18 protein-coding genes and 1 pseudogene are annotated in these 18,186 nt (G+C 65.6%); 8 read left to right on the forward strand and 11 right to left on the reverse strand.

All coding sequences use genetic code 11. The annotated features are described in order from the left end of the window. Positions 1-3 precede the first annotated feature (3 nt). Positions 4-1,170, reverse strand: a complete 1,167-nt coding sequence (gene rnd / locus IPK75_12395) for a ribonuclease D (GenBank protein MBK8199157.1) — start codon at positions 1,168-1,170, stop codon at positions 4-6. Between the two features lie 96 nt (positions 1,171-1,266). On the opposite strand from rnd, the gene aspS reads away from it, so the two are divergent. Next, positions 1,267-3,099 (forward strand): aspartate--tRNA ligase, encoded by a 1,833-nt coding sequence (gene aspS / locus IPK75_12400; GenBank protein MBK8199158.1) that lies wholly within the window; start codon positions 1,267-1,269, stop codon positions 3,097-3,099. 63 nt (positions 3,100-3,162) lie between these two features. Here the strand turns inward: aspS and IPK75_12405 are convergent, their stop codons facing one another. The 3 genes from IPK75_12405 to IPK75_12415 all read right to left on the reverse strand — a co-directional run bounded on the left by IPK75_12405 (position 3,163) and on the right by IPK75_12415 (position 7,532). Further along, complete coding sequence (locus IPK75_12405; GenBank protein ID MBK8199159.1) at positions 3,163-4,173, reverse strand: hypothetical protein; 1,011 nt, start codon at positions 4,171-4,173, stop codon at positions 3,163-3,165. A 206-nt stretch (positions 4,174-4,379) separates the two neighbouring features. Continuing rightward, positions 4,380-5,132 carry a pentapeptide repeat-containing protein gene (locus tag IPK75_12410; GenBank protein MBK8199160.1) on the reverse strand — a complete coding sequence of 251 codons (753 nt, stop codon included), beginning with the start codon at positions 5,130-5,132 and terminating at the stop codon, positions 4,380-4,382. Between the two features lie 159 nt (positions 5,133-5,291). Further along, positions 5,292-7,532 carry a hypothetical protein gene (locus IPK75_12415; protein MBK8199161.1) on the reverse strand — a complete coding sequence of 747 codons (2,241 nt, stop codon included), beginning with the start codon at positions 7,530-7,532 and terminating at the stop codon, positions 5,292-5,294. A gap of 168 nt (positions 7,533-7,700) precedes the next feature. On the opposite strand from IPK75_12415, the gene IPK75_12420 reads away from it, so the two are divergent. From IPK75_12420 to IPK75_12430, 3 genes and pseudogenes are all read left to right on the forward strand, one after another. Then, a complete protein-coding gene (locus tag IPK75_12420; GenBank protein ID MBK8199162.1) occupies positions 7,701-8,093 on the forward strand; it encodes an NADH:ubiquinone oxidoreductase subunit NDUFA12 in 393 nt (130 codons plus the stop codon). Next, positions 8,086-8,598 carry an outer membrane lipid asymmetry maintenance protein MlaD gene (gene mlaD, locus IPK75_12425; GenBank protein MBK8199163.1) on the forward strand — a complete coding sequence of 171 codons (513 nt, stop codon included), beginning with the start codon at positions 8,086-8,088 and terminating at the stop codon, positions 8,596-8,598. Before IPK75_12420 ends, mlaD begins: the two co-directional genes overlap by 8 nt. A gap of 44 nt (positions 8,599-8,642) precedes the next feature. After that, positions 8,643-8,987, forward strand: a pseudogene (locus tag IPK75_12430) (DUF2155 domain-containing protein). Here IPK75_12430 and IPK75_12435 read toward each other — a convergent pair. The 5 genes from IPK75_12435 to IPK75_12455 are packed head-to-tail and all read right to left on the reverse strand — an operon-like array spanning position 8,963 to position 12,942. Then, complete coding sequence (locus tag IPK75_12435; protein MBK8199164.1) at positions 8,963-9,736, reverse strand: leucyl/phenylalanyl-tRNA--protein transferase; 774 nt, start codon at positions 9,734-9,736, stop codon at positions 8,963-8,965. The pseudogene IPK75_12430 and the gene IPK75_12435 sit on opposite strands and share 25 nt — an antisense overlap. Before the next feature lie 55 nt (positions 9,737-9,791). After that, positions 9,792-10,592, reverse strand: coding sequence for an enoyl-CoA hydratase/isomerase family protein (locus IPK75_12440; protein ID MBK8199165.1), 801 nt, complete (start codon positions 10,590-10,592; stop codon positions 9,792-9,794). 33 nt (positions 10,593-10,625) lie between these two features. Continuing rightward, positions 10,626-12,014: an acetyl-CoA carboxylase biotin carboxylase subunit gene (gene accC, locus IPK75_12445; GenBank protein ID MBK8199166.1), complete on the reverse strand. Its 1,389-nt coding sequence runs from the start codon at positions 12,012-12,014 to the stop codon at positions 10,626-10,628. Between the two features lie 2 nt (positions 12,015-12,016). Beyond that, the gene (gene accB / locus IPK75_12450; GenBank protein MBK8199167.1) at positions 12,017-12,493 is read right to left on the reverse strand and encodes an acetyl-CoA carboxylase biotin carboxyl carrier protein; all 477 of its coding nucleotides are present in this window, start codon (positions 12,491-12,493) and stop codon (positions 12,017-12,019) included. Between the two features lie 5 nt (positions 12,494-12,498). Then, positions 12,499-12,942 (reverse strand): 3-dehydroquinate dehydratase, encoded by a 444-nt coding sequence (locus IPK75_12455; GenBank protein ID MBK8199168.1) that lies wholly within the window; start codon positions 12,940-12,942, stop codon positions 12,499-12,501. 60 nt (positions 12,943-13,002) lie between these two features. Here IPK75_12455 and thiS point away from each other — a divergent pair, with 60 nt between their 5' ends. The 3 genes from thiS to IPK75_12470 all read left to right on the forward strand — a co-directional run bounded on the left by thiS (position 13,003) and on the right by IPK75_12470 (position 14,768). Further along, positions 13,003-13,215: a sulfur carrier protein ThiS gene (gene thiS, locus IPK75_12460; GenBank protein ID MBK8199169.1), complete on the forward strand. Its 213-nt coding sequence runs from the start codon at positions 13,003-13,005 to the stop codon at positions 13,213-13,215. A gap of 117 nt (positions 13,216-13,332) precedes the next feature. Then, entirely contained in the window at positions 13,333-14,118 is a 786-nt protein-coding gene (locus tag IPK75_12465) for a thiazole synthase (protein ID MBK8199170.1), read from the forward strand. A gap of 8 nt (positions 14,119-14,126) precedes the next feature. Further along, a complete protein-coding gene (locus IPK75_12470; GenBank protein ID MBK8199171.1) occupies positions 14,127-14,768 on the forward strand; it encodes an HAD hydrolase-like protein in 642 nt (213 codons plus the stop codon). Positions 14,769-14,862: 94 nt separating this feature from the next. Here IPK75_12470 and IPK75_12475 read toward each other — a convergent pair whose 3' ends face one another. Beyond that, entirely contained in the window at positions 14,863-15,804 is a 942-nt protein-coding gene (locus tag IPK75_12475; GenBank protein MBK8199172.1) for an isopenicillin N synthase family oxygenase, read from the reverse strand. A gap of 60 nt (positions 15,805-15,864) precedes the next feature. Further along, positions 15,865-16,605, reverse strand: coding sequence for a polysaccharide export protein (locus tag IPK75_12480; protein ID MBK8199173.1), 741 nt, complete (start codon positions 16,603-16,605; stop codon positions 15,865-15,867). A gap of 113 nt (positions 16,606-16,718) precedes the next feature. Between IPK75_12480 and IPK75_12485 the strand changes: the two genes are divergently transcribed. Then, the gene (locus tag IPK75_12485) at positions 16,719-18,182 is read left to right on the forward strand and encodes a hypothetical protein (GenBank protein ID MBK8199174.1); all 1,464 of its coding nucleotides are present in this window, start codon (positions 16,719-16,721) and stop codon (positions 18,180-18,182) included. The last annotated feature ends 4 nt before the right edge of the window (positions 18,183-18,186 follow it).

Below are 18,186 nucleotides of genomic sequence, written 5' to 3' on the forward strand. Positions count from 1 at the left end.
TCGTCAGACGTCGAACAAACGGACCTGACCGCCCTTGAACGATACGGCGAGCTTGCCGGAGAGCAGCGCGATCGCCTTCTTGCCGAACATGTCGTAGCGCCAACCGGTCATCGCCGGGATGTCCTCGCTCGTCTCGCCGCGCGCGATCCGGTCGATGTCGGCGGAGTTGGCGATCAGGCGTGGCACGACATCATTCTCGTCCGAGACATGCTTCAGCAGCACCTTGAGCAGTTCGGGAGCGCCGGCTGGGATTTGCGCGTTCTGGACCGGGCGCGACAATTCCGGCGCAAAGCTGTCCGGCGAGTCGATCGCGGCGCGCACGGCCTCGATCAAACCGCTGCCATGCTTGGAACGGATGAAACCGTTCGGCACGGCGCGCAGCTGCGCGAAGTCTTCCTCCGACCGCGGCTTCTGGGCGGCGATCTCCTGGATCGCGTCGTCCTTCAGGATGCGGCGGCGGGGCTTGTCGAGCTCTTGCGCCACACGCTCGCGCCAGGCGGCGACGGAGACCACGATGGCCGCATAGTCCTTCTTCGGCATGCGCAGTTTCAGGCGCTGCCAGGCATTCAGGGGATCGGTGTCGTAGGTCTCGGGGTTTTCGAGATCCGACATTTCCTCGCGCACCCAGGTCATCCGGTCGGTGCGCTCGAGCTCGTCGCGCATCTTGAGATAGATGTCTCGCAGGTGGGTCACGTCACCGAGGGCGTAGACCAGCTGCTTCTGGCTCAGCGGGCGGCGCATCCAGTCGGTGAACTGGCTGGACTTGTCGATCTGCTTCTTGAGTACGCGCTGGACGAGGTTGTCGTAGGAAATCGAATCACCGAAGCCCAGCGCCATGGCGGCAATCTGGGTGTCGAAGATCGGGCCGGGCGGGTGGCCGATCAGGCGGTTGAAGATCTCGATGTCCTGCCGGGCGGCGTGGAACACCTTGGTCTGGCGGTCCGAGGCAATCAGGTCGAGGAAGGGCTTGATGTCCAGATCCTCGGCGCGGGGGTCGATGACGCCCTCCACGCCGGGCCCGGAGGCCTGAATCAGGCACAGTTCCGGCCAATAGGTCGTCTCCCGGTGGAATTCGGTGTCGACGCAGACGAAATCCGCCTCGGCAAGGCGTCCGCAGAGGTCTTCCAGCGCGGACTGCTCAGTGATGGGCGTCAAGGTGTTGTCAGTCATTGTTTCAGCGCTTATCGCACGATCTTGACAAAGGCGAGGGGGTCTGTGCCCTACGCCGCTTCTTTCTGTTGGACCGATTTTCCGGAGTTTCGCCCGATGCACGCCTATCGCACCCATACCTGCGGGGAGCTGCGCAAGTCCCATGTCGGTGAAACCGTGCGGGTTTCCGGCTGGCTGCACCGTCGGCGCGACCATGGCGGGGTCATGTTCATCGACCTTCGCGACCATTACGGGCTGACCCAGATCGTCTTCAATCCGGGCTCTGCAGGGTTTGCAACCGTTGAGCGCCTGCGGGCCGAAAGCGTCATCACGGTTGAGGGCAAGGTTGTAGCCCGCGACGCCGACCTCGTGAACGCAAACCTCGGCACCGGCGAGATCGAAGTGGTCGGCGGGGCGGTCGAGGTCCAGTCGGAAGCGGCTGAGTTGCCGATGCCGGTGTTCGGCGATCATTCCTACCCGGAAGAGATCCGCCTCAAGCACCGTTATCTCGACCTGCGCCGCGAGGCGCTGCACAAGAACATGGTGCTGCGATCCAACGTGATAGCGAGCCTGCGCCGCCGGATGGTGGCCGAAGGCTTTACCGAATACCAGACGCCGATCCTGACCGCCTCCAGCCCCGAAGGCGCGCGCGACTTCCTCGTGCCGAGCCGCATCCATCCCGGCGAGTTCTACGCGCTGCCGCAGGCGCCGCAGCAGTTCAAGCAGCTGCTGATGGTCTCCGGCTTCGACCGTTACTTCCAGATCGCACCCTGCTTCCGCGACGAGGATGCCCGCGCTGACCGCTCACCCGGCGAGTTCTACCAGCTCGATATCGAGATGAGCTTCGTGACGCAGGACGACGTGTTCGGCGCCATTGAACCGGTCATGCGCGGCGTGTTCGAGGAGTTCGCGGACTGGGATGGCAAGGGCCGCACGGTGGCGCCGGGTCCTTTCCCGCACATTCCATATGCCGAGGCGATGGCGAAGTATGGCTCCGACAAGCCGGACCTGCGCAACCCGATCATCCTGTCCGACGTCACCGACTTCTTCGCGGACGAGAGCAAGACCGGCTTCAGCATCTTTGCCAAGATCATCGCGGGCGGCGGCAAGGTGATTGCCATTCCCGCGCCGAAGGCGGCCGCATCCCAGTCGCGCAAGTTCTTCGACGAGATGGACAAGTGGGCGAAGAAGGACATGCAGGCCCCCGGCCTCGGTTATGCCCGCCTGAAGGACGCCGATGGCGGCGGGGTCGATAGCCAGGACCCGGTGCTGAAGAATTTCGAACCCGCACACCTTGCCGCGCTGCTGAAGCAGATGGGCCTCGGTGCAGGCGACGGCGTGTTCTTCTCGGCCGGCGCCAAGGATGCTGCCTACAAGCTGGCGGGCGCCGCGCGCACGAAGCTCGGCAACGACCTCGGCCTGATCGAGCAAGGCATCTTCCGCTTCTGCTGGATCGTCGATTTCCCGATGTACGAGTGGGACGAGGACAACAAGAAAGTGGACTTCAGCCACAACCCGTTCTCGATGCCGCAAGGCGGCATGGACGCGCTGAAGGCGGCAGATACAGTCGAGAAGCAGCTCGCCCTCAAGGCCTTCCAATACGACATCGTCTGCAACGGTGTGGAACTGTCCTCGGGCGCCATCCGGAACCATCGGCCGGAAGTCATGTTGAAGGCGTTCGAACTGGCGGGCTACGGTCCGGAGGTCGTGGAATCGAAGTTCGGCGGCATGCTCAACGCGTTCCGCTTCGGCGCCCCGCCGCATGGCGGCATTGCGCCGGGTGTGGACCGGATCGTCATGCTGCTCGCCGAAGTCGACAACCTGCGCGACGTCATCCTGTTCCCGATGAACCAGCAGGCCCGCGACCTGCTGATGGGGGCGCCGAGCCCGGTCGACGAAAAACAGCTCCGTGAGCTGAACATCCGTCTCGCGCCGCAGGTCAAGGCCTGACGAAAAAGCCCGCTCCAGATGGAGCGGGCCTCCGTCTTGCTTCAGTAAGCAGGCGCTGCGTTTCTAGTGGGAAGCGCCCTTGGACTTGGCCTCCGGATCAACACCCTTGATGCCGGCTTTGGGCTTCTTCAGCTTCTCCTTGCTCTTGGATTTTTTCTCCTTCGCAGGCTTTCCCTTCTTGCCGGCGCAGAGGCCGCCTTTGCCCGGGCAATAGACGAACGAGCCTGAGGCACCGGTCGCCTCATTGAACGTCGAGACGGCGATCTCGCCATGCTTGTTGATTTGCCAGGCCTGCGTCTGTGAGGCGCCGGGGGCGTCGAAGGATGTCCACGTCACAAGGTCCGAGGCGAGGGCGAACCCGTGCGAGTTGCCGTCCATGTCCACCCAGGAGCCACTGAGTTCGCCCTTGTCGTTGAGGCCTTCGACGAAGGTGGCCGTATTGGGATCAGGATAGGTGAGCACCGTGGTGACGCCGCCCTTGATCAGGAAACCCTGAGGGGCTTCGCCGGCGGCCGCGATGAACCAGCCCGAAATGTCACCGCTGGTGTTGCGTCCGCGGGCGGCGATGCGCACGGCGGGGAAGGGCAACACGACGTCGCCGGCATAGCTGGCTGCGTAGCCTTCGAAGCCGGTGCGCGCCGGCACGGCTGGTGGCGTGGTGCGGTAGTCGCCGACAAACTTGCCGCCGTTCGTGATGCCTTCCGCGAGACCGATGATCGCAGCTCCGTCCTTCGTTACGGGCGACAGCACGCCGTCTGGCGCACGCACGAAAGCATTCATCTGGCCGTCGGGCACATAGTAACCGGTCACCGTGCCGCTGTTGTTGAGGCCCCGGCCTTGGGTGGGGTGTCCGTCGAACGAGAACGTCTCGTAGACACCGTCGATCGAACCGGTGAAGCCGATCATGTCTACGCCGTCGGTCGTGTAGGAACCCGAGACTTCGCCATGATCATTGATGCCGATGGCGGCGGTGCCGGCGCTACCAGCGGGGTCGGTGACCGCGATGAACGTGCCGGCCCAGGCGGCGGAGCCAAGACACGCGCTGGCCGCCAACAATGCTGCAAATTTCTTCATTCCCCATTCCCTTTCGATTCAAGCCGTAGACGGATGGACAGGTGATCCAACTTGCCGCCGTGCGTCCGGGCCAGGCGGTGTCTGGTTCTTGATCGGGGCATCCGCCCGATCAAGCGAAAGGCGGGTTCATTGCGTTTAATTAACAAGGGTGCGGCGCAGCAAACTGCGCGCCGCGGAGCGCCTGGAATTGGCTGTGACTGTTGGTATCAGTCCAGATCGGCTGACAGTTGCGCCGACAGCTGGGCATTGGTGCACAGCGGCAGGCGCGCTTCCGGCGGCAGGCGGGTTGACAGCGAACCGCAGGCGCCTTCGAAGTCGGCTTCAGCGAACCCCTTCACGCCCTCAAGGCTCGCGCCCGGGAAGCGTGCGTCCTTGAAGGACGCGCCGGTGATGTCGGCGCCCTTGAAGCGGGCATCCTTGAAATTGGCGCCGTTGAAGATCGCGCCGCGCAGGTTGGCGCGGTCGAATACGGCGCCGTCGAAGTTGGCGGTCGACATGTCGGCATCTTCGAGGCGGGCGATGTTCAGCTCGGCGTCTTCGAAGTTGGCACCGATCAGGACAGCGTCCTGCAAGCTTGCGCCGTGCAGCAGCGCGCGGCGCAGGTCAGCGCCCGAGGCCGTGATTTCCTGAAGGCGCGTGCCGGCGAAGATCGCATCGGCCAGCTTCGCATTGGTGAGCACCGCGCCGCGCATGTCAGCGCCGGTCAGGTCCGCGCGCTCGAAGTTGACGGCCGTGGCCTGCACGCCGCGCATCACCGAATAGTCGAGCTTCGCTTCCGAATAGTTGGCGCCGGCGAGCGTCCAGCCCGTCAGGTTGCGGCCGGAAAGTTCGCAGGTGGCGCAGGTGCCGACATAGCTCGGCGACCAGGCAACGGGCTGGCCTTGGGCAAGGGCGCCCGGCGCCGCGAAAGCCGCGAAGGCACCGGCAAGGGATACGAGACGCAGATTCAAGTTGTCCATGGGACTCGGAATAGCCGTTTTCCGGAACGGTCTATACTGAACAAGCTGTAAGAACTGTAAATGCGGCATGACTGTTGCCAGAATGCAATAAGTGTTGCCGCATGGTCATGTAATTCGCGCCGGGAGAAGTGCGAGCCGGGGGCCCGTTCGCCTGTCAGGTTACTGGCTGGCGCGGCTTTCCTCGCCGCAGGTGTCGCACGCCAGATGCCCGTCCGGGCCGGCTTCGAACAGCGTGAAGCTGCCGCAGGACGGACAGGCCTGTGCGACATAGGTCGGCATCAGGGCGGCTTCGCTCTCAGCCGGTTCTTCGGCTGCCTTTTCGGCGCGGCGCTTGTCCAGGATCACGATGTTGTCCGGCAGCTGGCCACGCGAGAAGCCGCGAGAAATGAACTGCGCCGCTTCGCTGGAGAACGCCGCTTCTGCCCGGGTCGCATCGCCGGCGCCCCGGCCGAGGCCGTCATGCGTGACGTCAGCCGTCGTGAGGTCATCGCGGCCCAGATAGGACACGGCGAGCTCGCGGAAGATGTAGTCGAGGATCGAGGTGGCGTTGGTGATCCGGTCATTGCCGGTCACGGCGCCGGCAGGTTCGAACCGGGTGAACACGAAGGCGTCGGCATACTCTTCGAGCGGCACACCGTATTGCAGGCCGAGCGAGACCGAGATGGCGAAATTGTTCATCAGGCTGCGGAAGGCGGCGCCTTCCTTGTGCATGTCGATGAATATCTCGCCGAGGCTGCCATCGTCGAATTCGCCGGTGTGCAAGTAGACCTTGTGGCCCCCGACGGTTGCTTTCTGGATGTAGCCTTTGCGGCGGTCGGGCAGGCGTGTGCGCCGCACGCGGGCGGGCGGCTCCTCGGACAGGGCGGGAAGGTCCGGCAGGGCGTCGGCATCCTCCACGATTTCTTCGGCGAGCGAGATGATCTGTTCCATGCGCAGGCGCAGGTCGTCGGAGGGCGGGGCGCGGTGGCCGGTCATCAGGGCCGACAGGCCGGCGGCCATCGCCGCTTCGGCGAGACGGAGACCTTCAGCCGACGGCGCGCGCAGCATGCCGACACCGCCGAGCGCCCGGGCGACGGCGGCGGTGAACCGGATCTCGGCGTCAGCGCTCACCTGCAGCGACAGGCCTGACTGGGCGAGGCCTTTGCCCGCGATGTCTTCGATGGCGCCGTCAATGGCGAGTTCGGCTGCGGCGATGTCCTTCTTCGAAAAGCCGACCGCCGAGAGCAGGGCGCGGCCGTCGGAATCGAAGCGCTCGGGTGACAGTTTCAGGTCGGAGACGATGATCTCGTCGCCGAGCACCCAGCGCGAGAAGGCGGCGTTCAGCGGCAGGCCGTCACCAATGGCGCGCGTGACGCGGTCGATGGCTTCCTCGGTGAACCCGCGGTCGCGCAGGCGCGAGCGGCCGAGCGCTGAATCGAGGTCGTGTTCGCCTGCCTGGGCGAGGCGTTCGAGCAGCAGGGGAAGCTGTTCCGGCGCACGGCGGGCAAGGCCGAGCCGGGCTGCGCGTGACAGGCTGGGCGCGTCTTCGCCGTAAGCGAGCACGGTGCGCACGGGGGCGGCGCCCTCGCTCTCGCATTCCGGCAACACGGCTGCCATGTCGCGCAGGGGCAGCACGGCCAGCTGGCACGGTTTGCGGCCGGATGCCTTCATGGCCTCGAGGCCGAGCAGGCGTCCCTGAGCTGCCGGGAAGGCGGCGCCGGTGGCGGCGGACTTGACCAGGGCGGCAATCGCCGCGCCGACGTTGACGCCCGTCTCGGAGGCATAGTCGAGGCCAAGCGATAGTACGGCGGCGCCAAGCCCGGCGACGACCAGCATGCCATCGCCCAGACTGCGGGCCGCTGCATCGACGGCGGTGACGAGGTAATCGGCTTCGAGACCGGCCGGGCCAACCGCCTGCGCGACATCCAGGACGCGGCAACGCGTGCCGGCCTCAGGCAGCGCGCTGCGCATCAGGTGGATCTCGGCGCCTTCCTCGAGCGCGCCCAGCAGCGAGGCGGAGAGGGTTGCATCGATATGGCCGGCCTCGAACACGCCGGGGCGCGGCGAAGGGGTGCTGACGGCGGCGGCGCGCAGTGAGGCGGCGGTTTTCAGGATGCCGCCCGGCTGGCGCAGGGCCTCTTCCAGCACATCCTGGGGCAGGCCCGCGGCGAGGGCTTCGGCCAGTTCGGCATTCTTCGGCGCATCGCCGAGGCGTTCGAGCATTTCGGCGGTGGCGAGCTGGGATACGCCGAGCAGGTTGGCGGCAGACCAGGCGGCGCGGACGTCCCGCAGGGCTGGCCCGGTCAAAGGCTGTGGCGGCCGGCCGGCGGAGCGCAGGACGTCCCGCAAGCGGATTTCCGGGGACAGGAGACCATCCGCTTCAGCCGCTTCCAGCAGTTCATGGGGGGATTTTGCTGCCATGACGGGGCTCCGCACCGAATCAGTTGGCCGCAGGGTGCCTTGCGGCAGGGGCCGCCGCAACCCTGTGCAGCCGCGTGTTTGCGGCAAAGTTGCCTGCAGGCGGCGGATGGATTACTTGCCGCAGCGGGGCCATATTGCGGCCATCAAGTGAGGTCAGGAAATCCCGAGATGCTTAAGCAGATTTTCACCTGGTGGAGCGGCAACACGATCGGCGCGGCCTTCGATATCGGTCGCCGTGCGACCTATGTCGGCCATGACGAATACGGGAACCGCTATTTCGAGGAGCGCAAGCCCTCGCTGGAAGGGCGCCGGCGCCGGTATGTGATGTACCATGGCCTCGCCGAGCCTTCGAAAGTGCCGGCTGACTGGCACGGCTGGCTGCACCACACGCTCGAATCGCCGCCCACGAAGATGCCGCTCGACCGGCGCGAGTGGGAAATCGACCATACCCCGAACATGACCGGCACGCCTTACGCCACGAAACCGAAGGGCAGCCTGGCTGCCGGCGACGCGCGCCAGAAATCGGATGCCGACTACGAGGCCTGGACCCCGGATGCGTGAATCTGCGTTTGAAACCCTGATCGGCGCGCTGGTGGTCGGCGTGGCGGCGTTCTTCCTCTGGTTCGCGCTGGCGCGCGGCGGGGAGGCAACGACGGCCGGCAAGACCTATGACGTGACCGCGCGCTTCAACAACGTGTCCGGCGTCTCGCGCGGCTCGGATGTGCGCATCGCGGGCGTGAAGGCCGGCGTGGTGAAAGCCATCGACGGCGATCCGGAGCGTTTCGAGGCGGTGATGACGCTGAGCCTCGACCAGAAATGGGCGCTGCCGGACGATACCGACGCGCGCATCTCGACCGACGGCCTGCTCGGCGGCGCCTATGTGGCGCTTGAGCCGGGCGCGGGCATGGACAACATCCCGCAGGATGGCACCGGCGAAATCCAGTACACGCGCGGCAGTGTCGACCTGCTGACGCTGTTCGCTTCGTTCGCCTCGGGCGGCGGTGGCGGCGGCGATGATACGTCTGCGGACGAACCGGCTGAAGAGTTTGACGGAGTTGAACCTTGAAAACCCTGCTTCGCGTCGCCGCAACGGCGGTTGTCGGACTTGCGCTGGTCGGCATCGCCTCGGCGGCGACCTATGCGAAGGAAAACCGCGCCACGCTGCGGGCGCTTGACAAGATCACCGGCCGCTCGACCGATATCGTCGTCAAGGTCGGCACGCCGGTCGTTTACGGTTCGCTCAACATCGACCTCAAAGCCTGCTTCCAGACCCCGCCGGAAGAGGTGCCCGAAAGCGCCGCTTTCCTGCAGATCACGTCGACCCTTCCGATGGCGGACGAAGAGACGGATGAAGTGAAGGAAGCGCCGCTGGTGTTTTCGGGCTGGATGTATGCCTCCTCGCCCGGCCTCAGCGCGCTGGAGCATCCGGTCTATGATATCTGGGTGATCCGCTGCACCGCGCCTGCGCCCGTGAAGCTGCCGGACCGCGTGACCATTCCGCTCGGCGATGAACCGCTGGTGGATGACGTGCCGTCAGGTGTGACCGAGTCCGACCAGCCGCCAGCCTTGCCGGAAGAACCCGAACCGATCGACTGATCGCCGGCCTCCGGGTGGAAGCTCGCCTGCACCTTCAGCGCGCGCTTCAGCCGTGCACGGAATTCTTCGCGTGACACTTCGATCAGGCCGAACTGGTCGAGGTGTGGATTGTAGAACTGCGCATCCAGCAGGACATAGCCTCGGTCGATGAGGCGCGCGGCGAGATGCACGAGCGCGATCTTGGACGCGTCATCGGCGCGGCTGAACATGCTCTCGCCGAAAAAGGCGCCGCCGACCGCGACGCCATAAAGCCCGCCGACCAGCCGGTCGCCGTCCCAGCATTCGACGGAATGGGCGTGGCCCTCCCGGTGAAGCGCGCAATAGAGATTGACGATCGCCGAGTTGATCCAGGTGTTTGGCCGGTTCGGATGCGGCTCGCCGCACGCCTCGATGACGCGCGTGAAGGCGGTGTCGAACGTGACGCGGAAAGGGTCCTGCAGGACGCGGCGCTTCAGGCGTCTGGGAATGTGGAAGGCGTCGAGCGGCAGCAGGCCGCGGCGCTCCGGATCGACCAGGAACAGGCTCGGATCATCGCGTGAATCCGCCATCGGAAACACGCCCCGCCGATAGCAGGCGAGCAGGTCCTGGGTGCTGAAGCGCGCAGACATGGCGCAGATATGGTTTGTGCCGCGCGGGAAGTAAACGCGCCGTCGCGGGCCGGTGTCAGCGGCCTTTGAACTCAGGCGGACGCTTCTGGACGAACGCGCGAACGCCCTCGGCGAAATCCTCGGTATTGCCAAGTTCGAACTGCGTGCGCCGCTCAAGGTCGAGTTGGGCGGCAAGGTCATTGTCAAACGCGGCGGCCAGCACGTTGCGGGTGGCGACAAGGCCGCGGGTCGGCCCGCCTGCCAGCTTGCCAGCGATGTCGCGCGCGCGGGCGGTCAGCGTCTCGTCATCGACGGCTTGCCAGATGAGCCCCCAGGCGGCGGCGTCCTCGGCACGCAGCCGGTCGCCGAGGAGCGCCAGGCCTTTGGCCCGGGCCGCGCCGATGAGGCGGGGCAGGTGCCACGAGCAGCCCATGTCCGGCACGAGGCCAAGCTGCGGCGCGAAGACCTGGATGAAAGTTGCCGACTTTGCCGCCACGACGATGTCGCAGGCCAGTGCAAGGCCGACCCCGCCGCCTGCGGCGACACCGTTGACGGCCGCGACGGTCGGTTTCGGGAAAGCGGCCAGGTCGCGGGCGAGCGGGTTGAAATGGCTGGTCATCCCGTCCGAGATGCCTTGGCCGCGCGAAATGGGCGGCGTGTCACTCTGTTCGACGAGATCGGCGCCGGCGCAGAACCCGCGGCCAGCGCCGGTGATGATCAGGGCACGGACAGACTCGTCTGCTCCCGCCTGCGCCAGCGCCGCACGCAGGTTTTCCATCAGGTTGCGGTTGAGCGAATTGAGCGCCTCGGGCCGGTTGAGGGTGAGCGTCAGCACGCCCTCCGCACGCGACTGCAGGACTGGTTCTGCTTTCTGCATCTGTCTTCACCCAGGCGTCAGGTTTCGCCGGGTTCAGCCCTCGGCTGCTGCTGCGGCCTCTGCCGCTTTCACTTCGGCCAGGAATTTTTCCAGCCAGTGAATGTTGTAATTGCCGGCGACCACATCGTCGTTGTCGACGAGGCGGCGGTGCAGGTCGAGCGTCGTGTGGACGCCGCCGACGACCATTTCCTGCAGCGAGCGCTTGAGACGCATCAGGCATTCGCGCCGGGTGCGGCCGTGCACGATCAGCTTGCCGATCAGCGAGTCGTAGTGCGGCGGGATGCGGTAGCCGGCATAGGCCGCGCTATCGAGGCGCACGTCCGGCCCGCCCGGCGCATGGAATTCGGTGATCAGGCCCGGGGACGGCACGAAGGTTTCCGGGTGCTCCGCGTTGATGCGACATTCGATGGCATGGCCGACCAGCATCACGTCTTCCTGGCGGAACGAGAGCGCCTTGCCTTCGGCAATGCGGATCTGTTCGCGCACGAGATCGATGCCGGTGATCATTTCGGTGACCGGATGCTCGACCTGGAGACGGGTGTTCATTTCGATGAAGTAGAATTTGCCGTCCTCGTAGAGGAATTCGATCGTGCCGGCGCCGCGATAGCCGATCTTCTGCATCGCGCGGGCGCAGATCATGCCGATCTCTTCGCGCTGGATCTGGTTGAGCGCCGGCGAGGGCGCTTCCTCGAAGACCTTCTGGTTGCGGCGCTGCAGCGAGCAGTCACGCTCCCAGAGGTGCGCGACGTTGCCGTGCGTGTCGGCGATCACCTGCAACTCGATGTGGCGCGGGCCCTGGAGGTATTTCTCGAGGTAGACAGCGTCGTCGCCGAAGGCGGCCTTCGCTTCGGTCTTGGCGGTCTTCACCGCGTTCTCGAGATCGGCCTCGGTGAGGGCGAGCTTCATGCCGCGCCCGCCGCCGCCGGCGGAGGCTTTCACGAGGACGGGGTAGCCGATCTTCTTGGCGGCTTTCTTCGCTTCGGAAATCGATTCGAGCGCGCCTTCGGAGCCGGGCACGCAAGGCACGCCGGCTTCGATCATGGCGGCTTTCGCGGCGATCTTGTCGCCCATGATGCGGATGTGCTCGGCGGTCGGGCCGATGAAGGCCAGGCCGTGCGCTTCGACCATTTCGGCGAACTGGGCGTTCTCCGACAGGAAGCCGTAGCCGGGGTGGATCGCATCGGCGCCGGTGATTTCGGCCGCCGCCAGGATGCGCGACTTCTTGAGGTAGCTTTCCGAGGACGGGGCCGGGCCGATACAAACGCTTTCGTCGGCAAGGCGCACGGCCATCGCATCGCGGTCGGCTTCGGAGTGAACGACGACGGTGGCGAGGCCCATTTCCTTGCACGCGCGATGGATGCGCAGCGCAATCTCGCCGCGATTCGCGATCAGGACCTTATGAATGGTGCGGGTTTCAGCCATGACTACTCGATCAGGACGAGCGGCTCGCCATATTCGACGGGCTGGGCATTCTGGACGTAGATGGCTTTGACGGTGCCGGCGCGGTCGGCTTCGACCGGGTTGAAGGTCTTCATGGCTTCGACCAGCATCAGGGTGTCACCCTTCTTCACCTTGTCGCCGACATTCACGTAAGGCTTCGTCTGCGGGTCAGGCGACAGGTAGACGGTGCCGACCATCGGGGATTTCACCGCGTTGTCCGGCGCCGCCGAGGGGACGGCCGCCGCGCCCGGGCCGGCCGGTGCGGGCAGGGCGGCGGGGGCGGCCATGGCCGGTGCCGGCGCGGCCGCGACGGCGGCGTGGACAACCTGCGTACCACCGCGCGAGACGCGCAGCTTCAGGCCTTCATGCTCGATCTCGATTTCGCCAAGATCGCCTTCCCTCAGGATGGCGGCAAGTTCGCGGATCAGGCCGGTGTCCAGCTTGCTCTTGGAAGTACTCATGTTTTTCAGCTTCCTCCTCGACCGGTGAGGCGAAGGGCAGCCCCCAGTGCGAGTTCGTATCCGTAGGCACCTAGCCCGGCAATCGTAGCCGTTGCAACAGGTGCAACATAGTTAACGTGCCGGAACGCTTCGCGGGCCGCCGGATTTGACAAGTGAACTTCAATGACGGGAATCTTGAGTGATTTCAAGGCGTCATGAAGGGCGATGGACGTGTGGGTATAGGCGGCGGCGTTGAGGATGAGGACCGAGCCTTCGCGGCCGGCTTCCTGCACCCAGGTGACGAGCTCGCCTTCGGAATTGGTCTGGCGCAGCACAAGCGGCGCATCCTGCGCCAGCGCGCGCAGCCGGGCGTGAATATCTTCCAAGGTGTCCCGGCCGTAAATCTCGGGCTCGCGCGTGCCGAGCAGATTGAGATTTGGGCCACCGAGGACATATACCGGTTTCGACATGGGAGCCCGTTTGCGCTGGATTCCCATGTGTTGCAAGAGGGCAACAGGAGCGAGACTGCCATGAAGATAACGCTGAATGGCGAGACGCTGGAAATTGCGGGTGGCACCACCGTTGCCATGCTCGTCGAACAGCTGGCCGCGCAGGCGGGACGGGACCCGCGCGGGGTCGCTGTCGAGCGCAATCTCGAGATCGTTCCGAAGTCCGAGCACGCGCTGACGACGCTGGCCGAAGGCGACCGGATCGAGCTGGTGCAGTTCGTCGGCGGCGGCTGAAACACTCCACAACCTGTCCATAAAACGCCCTGTGGAGAGGGGGTATTTATGGAGTGTTTTCGCGCGGCAGGCGTGTGAAGCGTTGACGCCCGGGACAAGGACGGCCAGATCAGCCGCATGACCGAAAAGCACCCTGACGACCCGTTGATCATCGCCGGCAAGACGTATTCTTCGCGCCTGATCGTGGGCACGGGCAAGTATGCGTCCTATGCACAGAACGCTGAAGCGGCGCGCGCGGCCGGCGCCGAAATCGTGACCGTGGCGCTGCGGCGCGTGAACCTGACTGACAAGAGCCAGGACATCCTGTCGGACTTTGTGACGCCGGACGAGTTCACCTACCTGCCGAACACTGCGGGCTGCTACACGGCCGACGAGTCGGTGCGCACGTTACGCCTCGCGCGCGAAGCAGGCGGGTGGAACCTCGTGAAGCTGGAAGTTCTGGCGGACCAGAAGACGCTTTATCCGAACATGCCGGAGACGCTGAAGGCGGCTGAAGCCCTGATCAAGGATGGCTTCGATGTGATGGTGTATTGCTCGGATGACCCGGTCTACGCGCGCCTGCTGGAAGAGGCAGGCTGCTGCGCGATCATGCCGCTCGGGAGCCTGATCGGCTCTGGCCTCGGCATCATGAACCCGGTGAACATCCGCCTGATCGTCGAGGCGGCGCGTGTGCCGGTGATCGTCGACGCCGGCGTCGGCACAGCGTCCGACGCTGCGATTGCGATGGAACTCGGATGTGATGGTGTACTGATGAATACCGCCATCGCCGCTGCGAAGGATCCGGTGCGCATGGCGCGCGCGATGAAGCATGCCGTGATCGCCGGTCGCGACGCTTACCTTGCCGGGCGGATGCCCAAGAAGATGTATGCCGATCCGAGCTCGCCGCTCGGTGGATTGATCTAGGCGGTCGTTTGAACAGCGCGCGTCCCTTCGATCTGGTGGTCTTCGACTTCGACGGCACGCTGGCAGACAGCGCCGGCTGGTTCCGGTCGATCCTGCCGGATCTTGCGCGGAGGTTTGGATTCCGGTGCCCGGACGAGGAAGAGCTGGAAGTGCTGCGTCACAAGCCGCCGCGCGAGGTGATGCGTATCCTGAAGATTCCGCACTGGAAGCTGGTGCTGATCGCGGTGCATGTGCGCAAGCGGGCGGCGCGGGCAGAGGCGTTTCCCTTGTTCGAGGGCATACCCGAGGTGCTGCGCACGCTCGCCGCGTCGGAGGTGCCGATGGCGGTCGTCTCTTCGAATGCGGAAATCAATGTGCGCCGGGCGCTTGGGCCCGAGCTCAGTGGCCTGATCAGCGCCTGGAGCTGCGGCGCCGGCATGTTCGGCAAGGCGAAGCATTTTCGCGACGTGCTGAGGCAGACGAATGTTGCGCCGGCGCGTGCGCTCGGCGTTGGCGACGAGATCCGCGATATAGAAGCGGCGCGCGACGTGCGCCTCATGACGGCCTCGGTGGCCTGGGGATTCGGGATGAAGGCGGCGCTGGAAGCCGAGCGGCCCGACTATGCGTTCGACACGGTCGATGCGTTCCGGGAGTTTGTGGCGCGGGCCTAGGCCGGTTTCGCCGGCCATCATTGCGCAGGTTGCAGGGGTTGCGCCCCCTCATCCGCAACCCCTTCTCCCTGAAGGGAGAAGGGGTTTGCGAGGGTCAGGCTTTGACGAGGCCGATGTCGCGCAGGCGTTCCATCAGGAAGTCCTGCGCCGTGATCGGAGGTTCGGCCTTGCCGCCTTCGGCGAGGCAGCCGGGCAGGGCTTCGATCAGGAAGTCCTGGTTGAAGTGCAGGAAGAAAGGCGTCGAGTAGCGCGGGAACTTCGAACGCTCCGGGGACGGATTGACGACGCGGTGCGTGGTCGAGGGCAGCACGCCGCCGGTGTAGCGCTGGAGCATGTCGCCGCAATTGATGACGAGGGCGCCGGCGGGCGGGTTGACCGCGAGCCATTTGCCGGAGCGATGCTTCACTTCGAGGCCAGCTTCTTCGGCGCCGAGCAGAAGCGTGATGACGTTGATGTCCTCGTGGGCGCCGGCGCGGACTGAACCTTCCGGCGGCGGATCCATTTGCGGCGGATAGTGCAGCAGGCGGAGGATCGAGTTGCCGAAATTGACCTTGTCGCCGAACCAGTTCTCGGAAAGGCCAAGATGGAGGGCGACACCTTTCAGGATGTCCGCGCCGAACGCGTCGAGCTCCGCGTAGAGCGTGCGCGTGGCGCGGTCGAAATCCGGAACCTCGGCAACGTGCGGGGTATCCTTCATCGTGTCGCGGTAGGGCGAGCCCGCGGGAAGGTCGCGGCCGGTGTGCCAGAACTCTTTCAGGTCGGCCTTGGCCTGGCCCTTGGCGTTCTCGGTCGCAAACGGCGTGTAGCCGCGTTGGCGGCCGCCCGGCGCATCGTGATACGCCTCCTTGGCTTCAACCGGCAGCGCGAAGAAGGCCTTCGTGGCGGCGAGGTTGTCGTTGATGGTCTTTTCGGAGACCGGGTGGCCGGTGATCACGGCAAAGCCGGTCTCGCGGAAGGACCGGCCGAGCTTGTCGGCGAAGGCAGCCTTGTCCGTCGACCAGAGCGAATAGGGGATGGGTTCGAAGTATTGGGTCATGCGCGCATTCTGCCAGAACAGGCGCGCTGCAGATAGTGGCCGAAATGTCCCGGTCGCGGCTTAGCGGTTGTTGCCGCTGACGTCGTAAAACAGCGAGAACTGCACGGGCAGCGCATCGCGGATGTATTGCTGCACGAACTGGTTCTGCTCGGAGATCCGGGTGCGCGGCACGTAGATGATGTCGAACCGGCGCAGCGGCAGCCAGCCCGCGAAGGCCGGGTCACGCAGGCCGGAGCGCACGTCGATGAGGGCGGAGCGGACTTCGCCGCCGGGCAGGCGCCGGATCAGGATGACGTCCTTGGGCTGGGCGTCGCGGGTCAGGCCGCCCGCCATGACGATGGCCTGGAAGGGGTCGATCTGGCCCGGCAGGTCGAACATGCCGGGTTCGCGCACTTCGCCGCCGACGAAGACTTTCTGAGAGGCGAACTCGGTGGTGACGACGTCGAGGTCGGGATCGATCAGTTCGCTGGCGAGCGCGTCGCGGAGGATTTCGGCGAGTTCGTCAGGTGTCATCGCCATTGCCATGACGGACCCGGCCAGCGGCATGCGGATGCGGCCATCGGGGGCGACCACGAGTTCGCGCGAGAGTTCAGGCGCGGTGTGGACGATGACTTCGATCTTGTCGCCGGGTGCGAGCAAGTAAGCGGTATCGGCGAGGCTAGCGCCGGCCCAGGCGTCGATCGGGAATGTGTCCGACGCCTTGGCAGGCGCCGCGGCGCAAGCGTTGACGCAGGCGGCCAGAAGGCCGGCGGCAAGGGCGATCTGAACGCGGGCGCGCAGGGGGCCGTGGGCTTCGGGCATGAACCGGGATGCTGTCTCTGCTGGCCTCCAGACATCGGCGTTAATGATTAAGGAAATATCAAATGCGACATGCGAAGCCTGAACGTTGAGGCATTCCGGGGTCAGGACAAACGATGGCGACGGCCGGCGAGGGCAATCCAGGGACGGCGACGGCGGCAGGGCGAATTCGCCCCCGGCTCGGCGCGCTGGACATTGCCGTGCATCTCTGGCGCGCAAAGTGGCTGATGACCGCTGTCTTCCTGCCCTTGCTGCTGCTCGGGCTGCTGGCGGCGATGACGTTGCCGCGCAGCTATACGTCGGTCGCGCGCCTGATGGTCTCGCTCGGTGACGAGTATGTGTATCGCCCGTCGGTCGGCCCGGCCGGGCAAGGCGGCACCGTGTCGCCGGAGATCGAGGCGCTGGTGCAGTCCGAGCTGGAGCTGCTGCGCAGCCCGGTGGTGGCCGAGGCGGCGCTGGCGAAGGTGACCCTTGCGCGGGCCTATCCGGAGATCGCGGCGCGCTGCAAGCCGGAGACGTGTGGGCGTGAAGGCGTCGCGGCGATTGCGGAAGGGCTGACGGCGGGCGGGACGCCGAAGAATCCGGTGATGATTGCCGAGTTCGAACACCGCAATGCCGCGATGTCGGCCGAGCTGCTGAATGCGCTGGTGGAGGCCTACCTCGCCTACCGCGCCGACATCTTCGCGGACGACCGTCCGGACCGGTTCCGGGAGCAGCGCGAGCGGTTCGAACAGGACCTCGCCGAAGCGGACCAGGCGATCCGCGCCTACTTGCTGGCGAACAACCTGACCAACCTTGCGGGCGAGCGCGACACGCTGCGTCAGCTTTACCAGTCGGCGAGCAGCGAGCTGCTGGTGACGCAGTCGCGCATGCGCCAGCTGGAGTCGCAACTCGCGAACTACCAGCGGCAGATCAAGACGATTCCGCCGGAACAGGATCTGTATGTGGAGGACTCGACGCAGCAGACGCTGACCGCGCTGAAGCTGGAACGTGAGGAGAAGCTGTCGCGCTACCGCGAGGATTCCCGCGTGATCACGGAACTGGACAAGCGTATCGAGCAGGCGGAAGCGTTTCTGGACACGCGCAGCGGGCCGGGCGGTGTGGTGCGCCGGGGGCCGAACCCGCTTTACCAGCAGGTCGAGGCGTCGATTGCGACGCTGCAATCGGAAGTGCAGGCGCTGCGCAGCCAGGAGACCGAGTTGAAGTCGCAGATCGGCGCGTTCGAGGAGCGTCAGAGGAGGCTCGTGGAACTGGAGCCGGCGCTGCAGGAGCTTGAACGCAGCCGGGATGTGGCAGAACGTTCCGCGCAGGCGTTTGCCGAGCGCGAAGTGGAAGAGCGGGCGCGCGGCGAGCTGACACAGCGCAATGCGGACAATATCCGGCTGCTGGAGCCCGCAACTGCGCCGATCAAGGGATCAAGCCTGAAAGTGCCGGCGGCGGTCCTGGCGCTGCTGTTCGCGGGGTTCACGGCGCTGGTAGTAGGGCTGATGCGGGCATTGACGCGCAGCGGGTTTGCGACGCCCGGCGCGGCCGAGCGCACGCTGGGTCTGCCCGTGCTTGCCTCGATCCAGAAGTATTGAGAAG

This window comes from Acidobacteriota bacterium, assembly GCA_016712445.1.
Taxonomy (GTDB): Bacteria; Pseudomonadota; Alphaproteobacteria; order Caulobacterales; family Hyphomonadaceae; genus Hyphomonas.